This is a genomic window from Microcoleus sp. FACHB-831, assembly GCF_014695585.1.
Classification (GTDB): domain Bacteria; phylum Cyanobacteriota; class Cyanobacteriia; order Cyanobacteriales; family FACHB-T130; genus FACHB-831.
In genome coordinates, this window is record NZ_JACJON010000036.1 from 141,996 (window position 1) to 158,851 (window position 16,856).

The window sequence follows — 16,856 nt, forward strand, 5'->3', positions numbered from 1 at the left end:
GCGTCCTTTTTTGATCTTACATGGAGTCCAAGGTAGCAAAAAATACTTCCAATGAGGAGTTGTTATCTCTAAATTCCTCGTTAAATTGGCCTGCGATTAAGCAGTTATTGCAGCAGCAGGTGCAAGTGGCAATCGATTTATACACGCAAAGGTCGGGAATGCGGTGTGTTCCGCTTGATGCCTCGTCGATTCCCCTGCAAGGGCTGAACGATAAAATCGGCCTGTACCGATGCGCGATCGCACTCAAACTCTCGAACCTCTGGCATCTTAATGCTATCGAAATCGCTAGCGGGCTGGTTGACTGTTTGCCAACTTGCAACATAACGACAGGTCGATTTGTATTAGAATTTACCGTCGAAGTCGTTCCCCCCGGCTGGATTAACTTCCAATTGACCGCCGAGGGAATAGCCGCTTGGTTGCAACACACACTCATGGAGGCTGAGCCTCGCTATTATCGTTCTCAGGCTGAGCCTGGGAACGAGGAGGGGTGGGCTGCTGCATCCCGTGCCAAAACCACTCTCTTCCCGCTACAGTATGCCCATGCCCGCTGCTGTTCGCTACTGCGCTTGGGGCATAGGGAAGGCTTGATCGAACTCAGCAACCCTAACCCCGATATTCCAGCGTTCCAAATAATCGACCCAGCGCCGATTCCCTGGCTGGATGGTTTGCAGCAACTCCGATTCGTGCATCCGGCTGAACTACGCCTAATTGCTTGTTTGTGGGCGATCGCAGAGGAGTCCAGTGGCAATAGCAAGATTCACCTTGCTATTGCTTTCGAGAGCTTTTACAGCAGTTGTCGCATTTGGGGCGAAGTGAAGACGCAGGCGCGCGAACTGGCGATCGCTCGCTTGGGTTTGGTCGCAGTCTCTCAATTGCTACTTTCCTTGCTAATGCAAGAATTCTGGGGCATTTCGGCACCGATAGAACTTTAGCGAAGATACAATATTATAAAATTTTTATAATATTTATAAAAAATATTGACAGTGTGGAAAAAGTCGGGTAGTATTGCATTTGTGTGAGGAGCGAACCAGTAAGGGGACCGAGACGAAACACGGCCAGTCGTCGGTCCTCTTTCTGATCTAAAGCAAGATTTGATGAGCGAAAACAACCCGCATCTCTGCAAAAACGGGGTTGTTTAAATAAAAAAATTAGAACGCGGATACTAAAGCAGGAAAGCTTCAATTGCGGCAGCGGCTCCATCTTCCTCAACAGTGGGAGCGACCCATTGAGCGATCGCCTGTACATCGGCTGGTGCATTGCCCATCGCAACACCAACGCCAGCGTACTCCAGCATTTCGAGATCGTTGAAGTTATCGCCAATAGCCATAACATTGGCGGCTTGCAGTCCTAGCATCTCTTCGGCTAGGTAACGCACAGCCGTCCCCTTGCTCACGAGGGGATTAGCGGCTTCAAAAAAACTTGCAACCGAAGTAGTGAGATAAAGTTCAGCAGGAGTGTAACGCGATCGCAGAGTACCAAGGAGATTGGTAATAATTGCAGTATCGTCGCACAGAGCTAAAACCTTCGTGGGTTCGGTATCCAAAGCATTACGCAAGTCACCAACTGCAATTGGCACGATCCCGGAACGTTCGGCGTAAAGAGCAGTTGTAGGCGTAATTTCGCGGACATAAAGCTCGTCGTTGATGTAGAAATGAACAGAAAGCAGCGATCGCAGTTCAGGCTCCTCGAAGTGGTCTAATAATTGCAGGGCAGTTTGTTTAGAAACAGGCCAGTGGCGATGAACTTGCTGAGTTAGGGGGTCTTTAATCAGCGCTCCTTGGTAAACTAACAGCGGCAGCGTAGAGCCAACTTCTTGATGGAAGCGCAAGGCAGAACGATACATACGACCAGTGGCGATCGCCACTTGAATGCCCTTAGCCTGAGCTGCTTTAATCGCTTGCTTGACAGGTTCGCGGATATTGTTCGACTCCCCAGCAATAGTGCCATCAATATCTAGCACGAGCAATCGAATATCTATAGAATTGGCACAAACAGCGCTTGGGTTCAGAGAGTGAGCGGCGGGTGTTATCTGCATAATTGCTTTTTCGTCCGGCTGCTGAAAAGACCGACTTGGCCAGTGATTTAACGAATAATGCCAGTAAGAGGTTAGCAGGTTTAGCTCGCTCCTCGTTAGAGCTGCCTAGAACGAATACTCCCTATATAAAAGGAAAACCTGATAATGACCGATAATGTTGTGGATAATTTGCGTAATAGCGTTCCCCCCATGACAAACGGACAAAATCGCTATCGGGCGAGTCGTTTGGTATTAGTTGCAACGCTTTGGCTCACATTGTTCGTATTGTCAGTCAAAGTTTCAGCAGCATGGGTGACGCGATCGCTCAGTCTTTTGGCAGAATCGTTGCACACCCTAATTGCCAGCTTCAGTACCCTTGTAAGTTTACTCGCTCTTACCGAAACAGAACGCCCAACGGGGAGCCAAGTATGGGGTCATGGCAAGCGGGAAGCGGCGATCGCGATCGCGATCGCCGCTTTTTTGGGCTATGCAACCATAAATTTATTTGGGATGTCCGTTTCTCAACTTGCTGGGGTGGGGGGAAGAGTGTCTCCCTTTACCGTCCGCGTCAGTCTACCCCTGCTTCAGCTCTTGGGCGTCGTTGTCGCCGCCAGCCTGGGGTTGGCCTTTATGGGCGTCTACCAAGCCAAAGTCCTCAACAGCCCACTGCTGCGTTTCAACGCTGGACAATTACTAAGGGATGCGTGGCTGACGGTTCTGGCGCTGCTGGCGTTGTTAGGAGTTGGGTGGGGTGTAATGTGGCTAGATGTCGTGGCGGCAATATTATTTACTTTTGTGGCTATTACAAGTTTTTGGCGAACGCTCAACTGGCAGCTACCTTTATTGGTACAGCAAACAGCGATCGCGCCAGAAGTGCTAGCTCAAATCGCCCGTTCCGTTGGCGGCGTCACGCACTGTTATCAAATTCGCTCGCAGGGAATAGTAGGGCGCATGGTGTACGTGCAGATGCATCTGATTTTGCATCCAGACTTTAACCATGCTGCTAATGCGATCGCAGAACGCATAGAGGGAGCCATCCGCGATCGGTACGGTTCGGTACAGACAACCTTCTATATTGATGATGAGCTTACTGAGGCGCAAGAGAACGACCAAGACGACCTCTACAGCAACAATTAATACATACAAATCCAGCCGACCATCGATAAGACCCGGGTGGGTAAAATAAAAATTATGTCGCAATCCAATTCTGTCTCCCCGGAAACTCTGCCCCTGTTCATCCTCGTGGATGGACACTCCTTAGCCTACCGTTCCTACTTCGCCTTTGCCAAAGGGAGAGACGGAGGTTTAAAGACAAAGACTGGAATTCCTACCAGCGTATGTTTTGGCTTCATCAAATCGTTGCTAGAAGTAATGGCATCCCAGCAGCCACAGGCGATCGCGATCGCCTTTGACCTCGGTTTGCCCACTTTCCGCCACGAAGCCGACGATACATATAAAGCCGACCGCGCAGAGACGCCGGAAGACTTCATCGAAGACCTCAAAAATCTCCACGAACTGTTGGATGCCTTCAACGTGCCAATTGTAACGGCTCCCGGCTTTGAGGCGGATGATGTGTTGGGAACTTTGGCTCAACGGTTCAGCGCAGCAGGTTATCGGGTGAAGATAGTAACAGGCGATCGCGATTTATTTCAACTCGTTGATACAGCAAAAGGAATTAGCGTTTTATATTTGGGGCAAAATTTTTGGCAGCGCAGCAGCAGCGCAGGGCCAGTAGAATTTGGGCCAGAACAAGTTAAAGCTAAACTAGGTATAGAACCAGCGCAGGTTGTAGATTACAAAGCTCTGTGCGGCGATGCTTCAGATAACATCCCCGGAGTTAAGGGAATTGGTGATAAAACAGCCGTGAAGTTGCTGACAGACTACGGCTCGCTTGAGGGAATTTATGCATCTTTGGATAAGATTCAAGGTGCCGTTAAGAAAAAGCTGGAAACTGGTAAAGAAGACGCTTACAAGTCGCAGCACTTAGCGCAAATAGTTGTTGATGTTCCCCTGGAGATTAGTTTAGAAGACTGCCAGCTAAAGGGATTTGATAGCGAGCCGCTTGTCCCACTTTTGGAGAAATTAGAATTTAGGTCTTATGTGGCTAAAGTTAAACAACTCCAACAAGCATTTGGTGGCAAAGTTGAAGAAGAAAACTCGGCTGCGGACGGAGTTTCATCCGCAACTTCTGCTTCTCAAGTTGAGGATAGTCAGCCTGCAATAGATGATGATTATGATAATGATTTGTGGTTTTTCAGTGCAGCCGATACCGCAGCCGCTGGGAAGAAAGAGCCATCCTTAATTAATCCCCGGATTATTGATACTCCAGAAAAACTTACCGAACTGGTTAAACTTCTGCAAACTTTCACCAATCCGGCGACACCAGTTGCGTGGGATACAGAAACAAGTGATTTAGAGCCGAGAGATAGTGATTTAGTAGGAATTGGCTGTTGTTGGGGAACGGAGAAAGACGCGATCGCCTATATTCCCCTCGCTCACAAAACGGGCAACAATTTAGATAAGACCGCTGCTTTAGAAGCATTGCGTCCGATTCTGGAAAATACAGAATATCCCAAATCGTTGCAGAATGCAAAATTCGATCGTTTAGTTCTCCGCTGTCAGGGAATTAAACTGGCTGGGGTTGTGTTTGACACGATGCTTGCTAGTTACGTGCTGAATCCAGAGGGTACTCATAATCTAACCGAACTATCGCAGAGATATTTGGAAGGAGTAAGGGCAAAAAGTTACAAAGAATTAGGATTAGCCAAAGGCAAAAATATCTCCGACTTGGATATTCCCACTGTCGCAGAATACTGCGGTATGGATGTATATACCACGTTCGCGCTAGTTCCTAAACTTCGCGAAGAACTTGATAAAATTCCCGTGCTACACAAGCTGCTGCTGGAAGTAGAGCAGCCTGTAGAGCCAGTTTTAGCTCAAATGGAGTATTTTGGCATTAGGGTTGACGCCGCATATCTTAAAGAACTCTCACAACAGTTAGAAAAAGATTTAGCCTCCCTTGAGGAAAAAGCTTATGAAGTAGCTGGGGAAAAGTTCAATTTAGGTTCGCCCAAAAAGCTGAGTCAGCTACTATTTGATACGCTCAAATTAGACACCAAGAAATCTCGCAAAATTGCGACGGGTTATTCTACTGACGCGGCGACGCTGGAAAAACTGCAAGGAGATCACCCAGTTGTTGATGCGATTTTGGAGTATCGTACTTTATCTAAGTTAAAGTCTACTTATGTGGACGCGCTACCCCTTCTGATACGTGAAGATACTGGGCGGGTGCATACAGATTTTAACCAAACTGTTACAGCGACGGGGAGATTATCTTCTTCTAACCCGAATTTGCAAAATATTCCCATACGGACGGCGTTTAGTCAGAGGATTCGCGGAGCATTTTTACCACAACAAGATTGGTTGTTGGTGGCGGCGGATTACTCGCAAGTTGAGTTAAGAATTTTGGCTCACTTGAGTCAAGAACCAGTGTTGGTTGAAGCTTATCGGAATAATCAAGATATTCACACTGTCACTGCTAGGCTAATTTTTGATAAGGAAGATATCACATCAGAAGAGAGACGATTGGCGAAGACAATTAATTTTGGCGTGATTTATGGGATGGGTGCGTTGAGGTTTGCGCGTTCAACTGGGGTGGACAAGAACAATGCTAGCGAGTTTATTAAGCGATTCAACGATCGCTATCCCAAGGTATTTGAGTATTTGCAAAGAGTGAAGAAAGAAGCGATCGCGCACGGCTATGTTGAGACAATTTTAGGACGGCGCCGCTATTTTAAATTCGAGGGTTCTAGCCTGAATAAACGTCGCAACCCAGATGAAGTTAATCTTTCTGAACTCAAAAGAATTAGCGGTAACGACGCACAACTTTTACGCGCCGCAGCCAATGCACCGATTCAAGGTTCTAGCGCTGATATTATCAAAATTGCGATGGTAAAATTGCACGAAATTTTGCAGAATTATCAAACGCGGTTGCTATTGCAAGTTCACGATGAATTAGTGTTTGAAGTCCCTCCTTCTGAATGGGAAGAATTACAGCCTAAGATTAAGTCAGCGATGGAAAATGCTGTTTCTCTGAGCGTTCCTCTAGTGGTTGATATCCATTCTGGACAAAATTGGATGGAGACTAAGTAAGTTTAAACTCAACATGTTAGAGATGAATGATTGACCACGATCGCTTGTTTAAGGAACTCCTTACAACTTTTTTTGTGGAGTTCCTAGAATTGTTTTTTCCAGATGTCGTAGCTTATCTGGAACGCGACTCTATAGAGTTTGTAGATAAGGAAGTTTTTACTGATGTCACCGCTGGGGAAAGATATGAAGCGGATTTAGTGGTGAAAGCTAAATTTCAAGGTCAGGATTCTTTCTTCTTGATTCACATAGAAAACCAATCCCGACATGAACTTGATTTTAGCCAGCGGATGTTTCGTTACTTTGCGCGACTGTATGAGAAATTCGCCATTCCTGTATACCCCATAGCTATATTTTCTTACAACCGACCAAAAAGCCAACAGCCGAATTTTCATCAAGTCGGATTTCCTAATAAAGTAGTTTTGCAGTTCAACTATGATGTCATTCAGCTAAATCGGCTAAATTGGCGAGATTTCTTGCAGCACCAAAATCCAGTAGCCAGTGCGCTGATGGCTAAAATGAACATAGATCCGCAAGAGCGCCGTCAGGTGAAATTGGAATGTTTGCGTCTGCTGGCAACATTGCGATTAGATGCAGCGCGAATGCAATTAATTTCCGGGTTTATTGACACTTATCTGCGCTTGAGTCGAGAGGAAGAACTGCTTTTACGAGCCGAGATTGCTAGTATGGAGCCAGTTGAGCAGGAGGTAGTTATGCAAATCGTCACTAGCTGGATGGAAGAAGGTATTGAACAGGGGCTACAACGAGGAAAGCACGAAGCAATGCTGTCGCTGATTATGCGCCAACTTCCCAAGAGAATTGGTGCAGTTAACCCATTGTTACAAGAGCGCATTGGCCAGTTATCGCTGACTCAGTTAGAAGATTTAGCAGAAGCGTTGCTTGATTTCTCTTCTGTTGCTGATTTAGAAGCGCATTTGCAAGGACTCTCAGAGGAGGGATGAGCGTTATGCAAATCGTTACTAGCTGGATGGAAGAAGGTATTGAACAAGGAAAGCAGCTAGGAAAGGAGGAAGGAAAGCAGTCAGAGGCGCTGTCGCTGATTATGCGCCAACTTCCCAAGAGAATCGGTGCAGTTAACCCATCGTTACAAGAGCGCATTGGCCAGTTATCGCTGACTCAGTTAGAAGATTTAGCAGAAGCTTTGCTTGATTTCTCCTCTGTTGCGGATTTAGAAGCGCATTTGCAACGAATCGGCGAGGAGAAATGAGCGCGATCGCAGATGTAGAGCAACGCACTAGCTTGCTTGCTAGTAAGTTTGGTTATATTCGTTCAAATACCTTAAATAAGTGGCGGTTAAAAGCGCGATCGCACGCTGGAACTATGCCACGATGGAAAACATCTGTGCTGCTAAAAGTTTCCTTAGCGATCCATATCTATAATGACCCGCACTCGCAAACTAATCAAACACTCCCTCCAATATCTCGGTGTCGGTATCCTCATTCTTAGCTTAGTTGGATGTAATAACCTTTTTGGGCCACGCGGCTACTCGGTTAAGCGTGTTAGCGACGGCGACACTATCGGCGTGATAGATCCCAGCGGAAACAACATCAACGTCCGCTTCGCGTGTGTCGATGCACCTGAAATTGCCCATACTAATGCAGAAAAGCAAAGCAAAAAAGCTGTTGATAAAAATCAATTCAAGTGGGGCGAAAAAGCCCAAGCGCGATTGCAACAGCTTATAAACCAAGGGGGCGATCGCGTTGTTTTGACTGTTGTCGATACCGACCGCTACGGACGCAAAGTAAGTGAGGTGCGCCTACCCGATGGCACTTTTGTGCAGGAAGTCTTGGCAAAAGAGGGGCTAGTAATGGTCTACAATCAATACATCAAAAACTGTCCCAGCGCCGCCGCCGTTCAGCAAGCAGAAGCCTTAGCAAAAAAGAGCAAACGCGGCATTTGGAGTGACTCCAAATTTTTGGAACCTTGGGAGTATCGGAAGGAAAGTAAGTAGGTAATAGCTAATGGTGATAGTCCATAGTTCATAGCAATCAACTATGAACTATGAACTATCACCATCAAAAATCATCCTCATTCTCTAAGCGATCGCTCTGCGATCGCGTCTGTCTGTTGTCATTCTGCAAGAAAAGTGGCGCGAGCGCTCCCCCCAGCAATCCCACACCCGCACTAAATGCGAGGATGACACCCACTGGTATTTGTATTGACTGGAAAACCAACAACTTTAGCGACACTGGCGTGGCATTTTGGACGGATAGTATAGCGATCGCTGCAAGGGCGATCGCTACAACTAGAGACACTAACAGATTGGCAATAATTTTCATATTTGTAACCGCAGATGAACGCAGACTGTAGCAGGTACTTATCTACTCTATCTACGTTCATCTTTGGCGTTCAGTAATTAAACTCCTACAGGTTCTAACTGATTAATCGTTTGTTCCATCTTCTCGGCAATTTGCGTAACTTTTTCTGGCGTGTTAGTTTCCAGATAAACGCGCATCAGCGGTTCAGTTCCCGATGGACGCAACAGTATCCAGCTACCTTCTTCTAAGTAGAGTTTGATGCCGTCTTTGCGCCCTACTTCCTTAACCTTAATTCCGGCAACTTCTGCGGGTGGATTCTTAGTAAAAGATTCGATAACAGCAGCTTTGTGGGCATCCTCTAAGTGCAAGTCTAGGCGCTTGTTGTACAGAGGGCCATCTGCTTCGGCGATCGCTTCTTCGACTAACTGACTCAGCGGTTTCCCTTCATAGGCGATCGCTTCTGCTACTAACATATCGGCTAATATTCCATCTTTTTCTGGAATGTGCCCGATGATGCTTAAGCCGCCCGATTCTTCGCCGCCAATTAGTACGGTGGTTTCGCGCATCTTGGCGCCGATGTACTTAAAGCCTACGGCTGTCTCATAAATTTGCAAGCCGTATTTACCAGCGAGATTATCCAGCAGATGCGTGGTAGCAACCGTGCGGACAATTGCGCCGTTTTTGCCTTTGTTTTTGACTAAGTGACGCGCTAGCAACAGCAGCACGGTATTGGGGGTGAGGACGTTGCCTTGTTCGTCTACAATGCCGAAGCGATCGCTATCTCCATCCGTCGCCAAGCCTAAATCTGCTTTATCTTTCTTGACGGCTTCCACCAGTTCAACCAGTTGTTCTCCCTTGGGTTCTGGCATCCCCCCCCCAAACAGCACATCGCGGTAGGTGTGGAAGGATTCTGTAGTGCAACCGCAGTGTTCCAAAACAGTATCTAGGTAGCCGCGAGAGGTGGAATACAGAGCATCGTACTTCACCTTCAGTCCGGCGCTACGAATCCGCTCTACATCAAGCAGGGTGTAAATAAACTTTAAATATTCTGGCTTGGGGTCAAAGGTAGAAATCTTTTCAGCATTGCTGCCTTTCGGCGGTGCATCTGATGCACCTTCGATGTTAGCGACAATTGTATCGGTAATTTCTGGCGTAGCAGGGCCAGCGTAGTCGGGGATATACTTGATGCCACAGTAAGGGGCGGGGTTGTGGCTGGCGGTAAACATCAGCGCCCCAGCTGAGTTGAGAATCTTGGCGTTGTAAGCTATTACAGGAGTTGGGCAATCGCGATCGACAATTTTGACAGTCCAACCCAAATCTGCCAGCACAGAGGCGGCAGTACTAGCGAACTGATCGGCTAAAAAGCGAGTATCATAGGCAACCAATACGGGGCGGTCTTTGGAGTAGGCGGTTTCGAGATAACTTGCGATCGCGCGTGTAGCTTTACACACGTTGGCGAAAGTAAAGTCATCTGCAATAATCCCCCGCCATCCATCGGTGCCAAATTGTATCTTCTTTGAACTGCTGACTGCACTCATTTTGACCACTTCCTCGTGATTTCACAATCATCGTACTAAATCACAATTCGTTCTTAGCGCGATTGTGCCAAAATCATACTCTCATCCAAATGCCCGATTCCGCTAACAATTGCTGGATTTATAAACAGCCCTTAAATCAGGTGTCAATTGCTCTTGCAAATGGTAAATTAGGCGACAAGGAATAAAATGCGTCATCTGGTGTGCGTCCCCCCCCCTGCGATTGAAACAATCATCTTCTTTGGAGCCTGAGTCATTGTGAACCCGACTGAAACCCAGACCCTACCATCTCTTCAAGTTGAGGTGTCTCGCCTGCGCGAAGAGTTGCAGATGCGAGACCAACTGGTGCAACAACTGTCTCAAGAACTATTCCGGCTCGTCAAGGGAAATGCCACCTTCATGCCGAAGCCGGAACTTTCTGAGCGCCACCTAGCGGAACTCCGCCTCTTGCGAGAACAATTGCAAGATGTAGAACAGCAGGTGACGTTTTATCAGGAGCAAATTTCCGCTCGCGATGCCGAAATTTATCAATTGCGGCAGTCTGTCCAAGAACTGTCAGATCGCAGCCGGATGCTGGAGCAGGTAGTACAAGAGTTACCGCAGCTTTATCGTCAAAAATTTGCCGAACGCATGATTCCCGTGCGGGAGAAGGTCTCTCAACTGCAACGGGAAAACCGTCAACTCCACGCCGAGTTGCAAAGTGTCAGCTACCGTCTGGCTGTGAGAAGTCGTAATATAACGCGGCTTGATTTGCCCAGCTTCCCTCGTCCTGGTGGTGGTGGCCCAATTCCGACTTTTGGCAATGTCTAGGATTTTGATTGTGGTCGATGCTGATGCGGCATCGCCCACAACCGAGCTTATGGTGTCAGCGATAAGGCAGGCGATCGCTGCTCATCCCCCTTTGCTTCCAGAAACACACCCTACAGTTGAAGTAGTCTCAATAGATACTTTATCCACCACAAATACCGAAGAAAGTGGCGATAAATATTTAACGTTGACGTTGAACGTGCCGGATGCCCTCAATCTCCCAGGAGCTTCAGTTTACAAGGCTTGCCGCGATGTCGTCGGTTTGCGCCAAGTTGTCGAACAGATGGGATATCCAACGGGTGCTGGGTGTTTCTGGTTGCCCTTGGTGCTGACTGCCAAAGGGCCAATTTACGGTGAAGTAATTGGTCTGGCGGAAGAATGTACGGGCAAAGAAATATCAGAAGAATTATCTCTATTTAACCTTAAATATCAACAACCAGTGCATCTAGCTGATGCCAAACGGCAACCGCTTTACCATCTGGGATACCGTCTGCTGCAATATTTATCAGCACCACCCGCGACATACTTATTACAGTTTGGGTTTAAAGACGAAAAAATAGTATTTGACAGACTTTGGCCGTATCCAGCAGCACCAGCGATCGCCAGTATAAACATACAAGAACCAGATTTATTTATCTGTCACTGGCACTGCTTAACTGCAAAGCCAATCTTTGACCTGACAATCACCCCATCGCTTAGTTAACATTAAGCCTGAAAAATTATTTCAGATAGATTGGCGGGGTTGAACCTACTTACTCCCAAGCGTTCGAGATTTCAAGGCAATTGTGGGGAAGAGTTACTATAGACTCAATCTGCCGATATTTTGCCAGTATGCAGCTCTGCCTTAATACCGCTTGCGACAAGCCGCAAAATCCTGATAATAATAAATTTTGCCAGAATTGCGGTTCAAAATTGCTATTGGGCGATCGCTACCGCCTTCTAAAAGTGATTAGTCAGGGCGGTAAAGGTCGCACGTTCTTAGCTGTCGATGAGTCATCCTCATCCAAACCCCGCTGCACGATCAAAGAATTTTTACCCAAAAACCAAGGTACGGTAAATCCCCAGAAAGCATCTGAATTATTCAATCAAGAAGTAACCCGACTTGCGGAACTCAGCCAACATCCTCAAATACCCCAATTGCTGGGGTATTTTGAGATAAAAGAGCGCCAATATTTAGTGCAAGAATTTATCGACGGGCAAAGTTTAGCTCAACAACTCGCAATAGAGGGCGCTTTTAGCGAAACGCAGATCCGAGAATTACTCAATGAACTCCTGCCCATCTTGCAGTTTGTCCACGATCGCGGCGTCATTCACCGCGATATTAACCCCGAAAATATCATTCGTCGTCCCCCAGATAGTCAACTCGTTTTAGTCGATTTTGGCGCAGCAAAAATCACCACAAAAACGGTTATGGCAAAACCGGGAACTGTAATAGGCTCCGCTGCTTATACTGCTCCCGAACAACTAATGGGTCAAGCCTTTTTTGCCAGCGATTTATATAGTTTGGGCGTGAGTTGCATTCATTTAATCACTCAGATTCATCCTTTCGATTTGTACAATAATCTAGATAGAAAATGGGTTTGGCAAGATTATTTAACCTCACCCGTTAGTAAGGAGCTAGCCAAGATTTTAAACAAATTGCTGGCGACAACTCCCAAGGATCGTTACCAATCAGGGTCAGAAGTTCTTAAAGCCTTGAATCCAGCAGTAATACCTAGAAAGCCAGCAGCAGTAGCGCTTAAGTTACCAATAGCTGTGCCGATATGTCTCACCCCAAGTTGGAAGTGTGTAGAGACTTTTTATGGACATTTAAGTTCAATTCACGCGATCGCTTTTAACCCTAATAACCAAACTCTTGCTAGTGCTAGTGCAGATAAGACTATTAAAATCTGGAATTTAGATGGGACGGGTTTGGCACTTTCTCTATCGGGACATTTAAGCTTAATTGATACAGTTGCCTTTGGCCCAGACGGAAATATCCTTGCTAGTGGTAGTTGGGATTACGCAATTAAAATTTGGAATTTAGGGGCTGACTGTAAAGATAAATCCTTGGTGAATATTACACGCACTTTACGCGAACATACAGGTTGGATTAGGTGTGTTGCTATTAGCCCAGATGGAGAAAACCTTGTCAGCGGTAGCGAAGATAAGACCATCAAGATTTGGAATTTAGCAACGGGAGAACTGCGTAAAACGCTGTTTGGGCATTCCAGCGCTGTTAATGCGATCGCCATTAGTCCCAATGGAAAAATTATCGTTACTGGCAGTGCCGATAAATCTATAAAAATTTGGAATTTAGCGACTGGGGAACTACTCTACACCATCGAAGGACATTCAGATGAAGTTAACAGCATTGCCATTAGCCCAGGCGGTCAAATAATTTTTAGTGGAAGCGCAGATAACACTATTAATAAATGGAATTTGGGAAGCGATAAATTGCTAGGTAGCTTAAGCGGACATTCCTCGTCTGTCAAATCAGTTGCTATTAGCCGTCAAGGTACTATTCTTGTTAGTGGCAGCGCAGATAAAACTATCAAAATATGGCATCCTGGTAGTGGCGAGCTAATAAACACCCTCAGCGGACATTCAGACGCAGTTACAGCCGTCGCCATCAGTCCGGGCGGTAGGGCGATCGCCAGCGGTTCTCAGGATAAGACAATTAAGATTTGGCGATTTGAGTAATGCACCTATAGAATTGCGTTTTTATACCCATTTTGGGAAACTTAATATCAACAGAACTTTCGCTTGTTTCAACCTTGATGGTAAAACTATAGCGATTGGAAGTTATACCAACCTAATCAAAATTTTCCGGCGCGATCGCAATGAATAAATACGGTTTGGCACTACACACTAGCACTCCAGAACTGGGCTTAGCTATCAGCAATTTTTCTACTGATAGGCGCTCTTTAAATTGGGATTTGGGACGCGATATATCTACGTTTTTGCATCAATATTTAGTTGACTTTATAGCGCCGCAAACTTGGGCAGATTTAGCGTTTATTGCTGTAGCAAAGGGGCCTGGTGGCTTTACGGGTACTCGCATCGGCGTTGTTACTGCTAGAACGCTGGCGCAACAGTTGAATATTCCCTTGTTTGCGATTTCTACTTTAGCAGCGATCGCGTGGGAGAAGTGCCAGCACTCAGAAGTCACCGCCAATAATTCCGAACAAGAGCCATCTAACATCCAAAATAAAGCGATCGCTCTGCAAATGCCTGCCCAACGCGGTCAATTATTTGCTGCTATCTATCAACTATCCCCAACTAATTCCACACTCAATCAGCTATTCCCAGATACCGTAATAACACCGTCAGCATGGCAACAAACTCTAGACACTTGGCCAACTCCCTATCAGCTAATTGATATCCCCGCCGGGGTTGGAATGGGTGCATCGGTTACAAGTCTGCTAGAACTAGCTTATCTCGATTGGCAACAAGAAAAGCGCCCCCAATGGTCAGAGGCGCTTCCTTTTTATGGTCAAAGTCCTGTAGACGATAAAGCAGCAAGGTAGGCTACTGTTCCATAGTAGGTGTAGCGAAAATTCTGCTAGGTAAAGGCTCCCGCTGATTAGGTTTAACCGTAGTTACAGCTATGTTGGAGCCGGAATCTGAGGCTTTATTACCAGCTTCAGAGACGACAACGCGATCGCTATTGGTAGAATTTAAAGCAGGATCGGCCACAAATTGAACGCTAGCAGCCGACGCAGGAATTTGCTCCAAAGATAATAAATTTATATTATTAGCGCCTTGAGCGTCTGATTGAATAACAGTTTGGGCAAAAGAGGGATCTGCGATCGCGCCAGAAATTCCAACGAAAACAAGAAATAGCAGATAACCAATACATTTAGTCATTGGGTTACAAACCTTATTAGATAATAACAAATAGATACACTCAGGCACGGAAAAACTTGCGATTGTTGTAGAACAACAGCGCCAAAAGTTGATAGTAAAGCTATAAATTCTCCCGCTGTATCTGCGTCTGCGAACAGATTTATACAGCCCAATTAACCAATAAGCTTAATGTAAAATATGTTGTTTTTAAAAGCGAAAATTTACTGAAACATTTGCTTCAGCGTTTGTTTGTTAACCAAAAAACCTATAGTGAATCTACGTTAGTGGATCTACCGTGTAATCTAATTAATTTTTGCCGATTAAATAAAGTTTTGATAAATTCCGCTCGCCGTGAAAGTAAGTTGCAAGCAAAATTTAGAAGCTGAATGAAGTCCGCACAGTACCAATGGTAATCGGCTCGCTCGCGGGTGTATGTCCGGGCTGAAAAATAAAGATCGCCCCTGGCGTAATGCTGATGTTGTTCGTTACCTGGAAGCGATAGAAAACTTCTACATGGGTGGTAGTTCCTGGTTGTTCTCCTTTGCGTCCCAAACCCGTGTTAATTGAGTCTGGTATGTTGTTTCCAGAGGGTAGATTACTGCTAACAATCTTTGGTGGTTGTCCCACATAAATTCCTCCCAAGTTCCCTTTTTTAAACAAATCGGGGAAGTTGAAATACGCCATATAGTTTGTCGTCTCTACATTTCCCGATCGCCCTGGAATGTGAGAATTGGTATAGCCAGCCCAACCACCTAATGTGATGCGAGGGGTGATGCGCCAGTTTAAAGTAGCACCAATAGAATTTGTTTGTAGCGAGGCTGATTTACCAGTAAGCGGATTAACAGCAGTAATCTGTTCGTCTCCAGCGCCTGTGAGCAAATTACCATCGGGAGAATAATCATTAACGTAATACAAGGCAATATCAACGGGATCTGTTGGGGTAAGGGCTAGTTGGACGCCTGCTGTATTGTGTCCCCTTGACCGTTCTCTGCTATGGAAAAATCCTGGAACAGTGGTGGAGTAAACTGCCTGCAAACTGGCTCGTTTAGCAAATTGCCAATCAAAACCAACGCCCCCACGACCAAAGCCCATATTCAAAATAGGATTTCTTTGGGCAAAAACAGAGAGTGGCCCAGAAGCAGCGCTTTCCACGCGGTTTGGCCCTCGGAAAGCGTAAGCCATATTAACCCCTTCTGTCCCTACAATTCCCGCCAATTTATTACTAATGAGGAAGCGGTAATTCAGGTCGCTTAAAATCAAGTCGTTATCATTAAATAACTCATAACTAAGTAGAACATTATTAGTTAATCGGGGGTCAGTTGTACCTTTACTGGCTTGAAGACCTGCAAACAAATAACTGCGATCGCCAAATTGGGTAGTTAGATATAGCTGATTAAAGTTAATGACGTTGATGTTCGTACCGGGATCGCTTGTATCTCTTTTACCATCCCTGGGAAACAGATCGGCGCGATTGTTGCTACGTCCTTGCACGCCAACAATTGTCAATCCGCTGAGTTTGGTGGTTGTGGAAAATTGAGTTCCTTCTAGTTCACCTGTGCGAGCTTGCAGGCTATCTACGCGACCCCTAAGCATTGTTAGTTCGAGAACAAATTGTTCTTGCAACTGCTGCAAGTTTGTTAAATCTTCTCGCCTAACTAAGTCGGGGGTTGCTGTTGCAATCAATTTCTCAATTTGCCGCAAACAAGCATTTACTCCAGCGGCAAATTCATATCGTGTTAAACTGCGGTTGCCGCGAAATGTGCTATCGGGATAACCAGCTATACAGTTGTAGCGTTCGACGAGCGATCGCAGTGCTTCATAAGCCCAATCTCCCGGTTTCACGTCCCGCAATTGGGAGACGTTGGTAATTTGAGACATGGGATCGCTCTCTGAATCAGCCGCATCAGGGTTTTCCTGCGATAGCCGCTGCACGTCTTGCCAAGTCTCATCCTTGCTAGGCTGGGTGTAAGGCTCTAATAACTCTGGTGTCTGCGATAAGGGTGGATTTTCTGTGGGCGATGGTGGGGCGTTAGCAAAGCGGCTCCTCCGGAGCATCGCTATCTGCGGTGGTGCGACTTCATCTGAGAAAGATTGCTCTAAGAGTAACTTCGGCGCTTGAGAGGCGAGCGATCGCGGCGTTATATCGAGAGCCACAAGCGTCGCCACCGTGCAAATACTAAGATTCAGGATACGCATATATAGAGTGCTTAAATTACAGTTCACACGATCGCACCAGCTTTTTTA

The 16,856-nt window shown here is 46.2% G+C and carries 15 protein-coding genes; 10 read left to right on the forward strand and 5 right to left on the reverse strand.

What is annotated here, in order from left to right:
* The first annotated feature begins 20 nt into the window (after positions 1–20).
* Positions 21–932: a hypothetical protein gene (locus tag H6F77_RS08690; RefSeq protein ID WP_190487351.1), complete on the forward strand. Its 912-nt coding sequence runs from the start codon at positions 21–23 to the stop codon at positions 930–932.
* Positions 933–1,162: 230 nt separating this feature from the next.
* Here the strand turns inward: H6F77_RS08690 and H6F77_RS08695 are convergent, their stop codons facing one another.
* Complete coding sequence (locus tag H6F77_RS08695) at positions 1,163–2,035, reverse strand: Cof-type HAD-IIB family hydrolase (RefSeq protein WP_190487352.1); 873 nt, start codon at positions 2,033–2,035, stop codon at positions 1,163–1,165.
* Positions 2,036–2,179: 144 nt separating this feature from the next.
* Here H6F77_RS08695 and H6F77_RS08700 point away from each other — a divergent pair, with 144 nt between their 5' ends.
* The 5 genes from H6F77_RS08700 to H6F77_RS08720 all read left to right on the forward strand — a co-directional run bounded on the left by H6F77_RS08700 (position 2,180) and on the right by H6F77_RS08720 (position 8,135).
* Entirely contained in the window at positions 2,180–3,151 is a 972-nt protein-coding gene (locus tag H6F77_RS08700) for a cation diffusion facilitator family transporter (protein ID WP_242022007.1), read from the forward strand.
* A 54-nt stretch (positions 3,152–3,205) separates the two neighbouring features.
* Positions 3,206–6,166, forward strand: coding sequence for a DNA polymerase I (gene polA, locus H6F77_RS08705; RefSeq protein WP_190487361.1), 2,961 nt, complete (start codon positions 3,206–3,208; stop codon positions 6,164–6,166).
* Between the two features lie 26 nt (positions 6,167–6,192).
* The gene (locus H6F77_RS08710) at positions 6,193–7,125 is read left to right on the forward strand and encodes a DUF4351 domain-containing protein (protein WP_190487363.1); all 933 of its coding nucleotides are present in this window, start codon (positions 6,193–6,195) and stop codon (positions 7,123–7,125) included.
* Positions 7,122–7,391, forward strand: a complete 270-nt coding sequence (locus tag H6F77_RS08715) for a DUF4351 domain-containing protein (protein ID WP_190487365.1) — start codon at positions 7,122–7,124, stop codon at positions 7,389–7,391. Before H6F77_RS08710 ends, H6F77_RS08715 begins: the two co-directional genes overlap by 4 nt.
* Positions 7,392–7,562: 171 nt before the next feature.
* On the forward strand, positions 7,563–8,135 hold the full coding sequence (locus H6F77_RS08720) for a thermonuclease family protein (RefSeq protein WP_190487367.1): 573 nt from the start codon (positions 7,563–7,565) through the stop codon (positions 8,133–8,135).
* Positions 8,136–8,199: 64 nt separating this feature from the next.
* Here the strand turns inward: H6F77_RS08720 and H6F77_RS08725 are convergent, their stop codons facing one another.
* Positions 8,200–8,463, reverse strand: a complete 264-nt coding sequence (locus tag H6F77_RS08725; RefSeq protein WP_190487369.1) for a LapA family protein — start codon at positions 8,461–8,463, stop codon at positions 8,200–8,202.
* 77 nt (positions 8,464–8,540) lie between these two features.
* Complete coding sequence (locus H6F77_RS08730) at positions 8,541–9,980, reverse strand: phosphoglucomutase/phosphomannomutase family protein (RefSeq protein ID WP_190487371.1); 1,440 nt, start codon at positions 9,978–9,980, stop codon at positions 8,541–8,543.
* Positions 9,981–10,235: 255 nt separating this feature from the next.
* On the opposite strand from H6F77_RS08730, the gene H6F77_RS08735 reads away from it, so the two are divergent.
* The 4 genes from H6F77_RS08735 to tsaB all read left to right on the forward strand — a co-directional run bounded on the left by H6F77_RS08735 (position 10,236) and on the right by tsaB (position 14,293).
* On the forward strand, positions 10,236–10,787 hold the full coding sequence (locus H6F77_RS08735; protein WP_190487373.1) for an Npun_F5560 family protein: 552 nt from the start codon (positions 10,236–10,238) through the stop codon (positions 10,785–10,787).
* Entirely contained in the window at positions 10,780–11,487 is a 708-nt protein-coding gene (locus H6F77_RS08740) for a hypothetical protein (RefSeq protein ID WP_190487375.1), read from the forward strand. The genes H6F77_RS08735 and H6F77_RS08740 overlap by 8 nt, the downstream gene beginning before the upstream one ends.
* 128 nt (positions 11,488–11,615) lie before the next feature.
* Positions 11,616–13,466 carry a serine/threonine-protein kinase gene (locus H6F77_RS08745; RefSeq protein ID WP_190487377.1) on the forward strand — a complete coding sequence of 617 codons (1,851 nt, stop codon included), beginning with the start codon at positions 11,616–11,618 and terminating at the stop codon, positions 13,464–13,466.
* A gap of 140 nt (positions 13,467–13,606) precedes the next feature.
* The gene (gene tsaB, locus H6F77_RS08750; protein WP_190487379.1) at positions 13,607–14,293 is read left to right on the forward strand and encodes a tRNA (adenosine(37)-N6)-threonylcarbamoyltransferase complex dimerization subunit type 1 TsaB; all 687 of its coding nucleotides are present in this window, start codon (positions 13,607–13,609) and stop codon (positions 14,291–14,293) included.
* A 1-nt stretch (position 14,294) separates the two neighbouring features.
* Here the strand turns inward: tsaB and H6F77_RS08755 are convergent, their stop codons facing one another.
* Positions 14,295–14,633, reverse strand: coding sequence for a hypothetical protein (locus tag H6F77_RS08755; RefSeq protein ID WP_190487381.1), 339 nt, complete (start codon positions 14,631–14,633; stop codon positions 14,295–14,297).
* A gap of 354 nt (positions 14,634–14,987) precedes the next feature.
* Entirely contained in the window at positions 14,988–16,808 is a 1,821-nt protein-coding gene (locus tag H6F77_RS08760) for an iron uptake porin (protein ID WP_199321238.1), read from the reverse strand.
* Between the last annotated feature and the right edge of the window lie 48 nt (positions 16,809–16,856).

Coding starts and splice junctions, on each gene's coding strand:
- H6F77_RS08695 (WP_190487352.1), bottom strand. CDS start 2,035: ATGCAGATAACACCCGCCGCTCACTCTCTGAACCCAAGCGCTGTTTGT.
- H6F77_RS08755 (WP_190487381.1), bottom strand. CDS start 14,633: ATGACTAAATGTATTGGTTATCTGCTATTTCTTGTTTTCGTTGGAATT.
- H6F77_RS08730 (WP_190487371.1), bottom strand. CDS start 9,980: ATGAGTGCAGTCAGCAGTTCAAAGAAGATACAATTTGGCACCGATGGA.
- H6F77_RS08715 (WP_190487365.1), top strand. CDS start 7,122: ATGAGCGTTATGCAAATCGTTACTAGCTGGATGGAAGAAGGTATTGAA.
- H6F77_RS08700 (WP_242022007.1), top strand. CDS start 2,180: ATGACCGATAATGTTGTGGATAATTTGCGTAATAGCGTTCCCCCCATG.
- H6F77_RS08740 (WP_190487375.1), top strand. CDS start 10,780: ATGTCTAGGATTTTGATTGTGGTCGATGCTGATGCGGCATCGCCCACA.
- H6F77_RS08760 (WP_199321238.1), bottom strand. CDS start 16,808: ATGCGTATCCTGAATCTTAGTATTTGCACGGTGGCGACGCTTGTGGCT.
- H6F77_RS08690 (WP_190487351.1), top strand. CDS start 21: ATGGAGTCCAAGGTAGCAAAAAATACTTCCAATGAGGAGTTGTTATCT.
- H6F77_RS08725 (WP_190487369.1), bottom strand. CDS start 8,463: ATGAAAATTATTGCCAATCTGTTAGTGTCTCTAGTTGTAGCGATCGCC.
- polA (WP_190487361.1), top strand. CDS start 3,206: ATGTCGCAATCCAATTCTGTCTCCCCGGAAACTCTGCCCCTGTTCATC.
- H6F77_RS08720 (WP_190487367.1), top strand. CDS start 7,563: ATGACCCGCACTCGCAAACTAATCAAACACTCCCTCCAATATCTCGGT.
- H6F77_RS08710 (WP_190487363.1), top strand. CDS start 6,193: ATGATTGACCACGATCGCTTGTTTAAGGAACTCCTTACAACTTTTTTT.
- tsaB (WP_190487379.1), top strand. CDS start 13,607: ATGAATAAATACGGTTTGGCACTACACACTAGCACTCCAGAACTGGGC.
- H6F77_RS08745 (WP_190487377.1), top strand. CDS start 11,616: ATGCAGCTCTGCCTTAATACCGCTTGCGACAAGCCGCAAAATCCTGAT.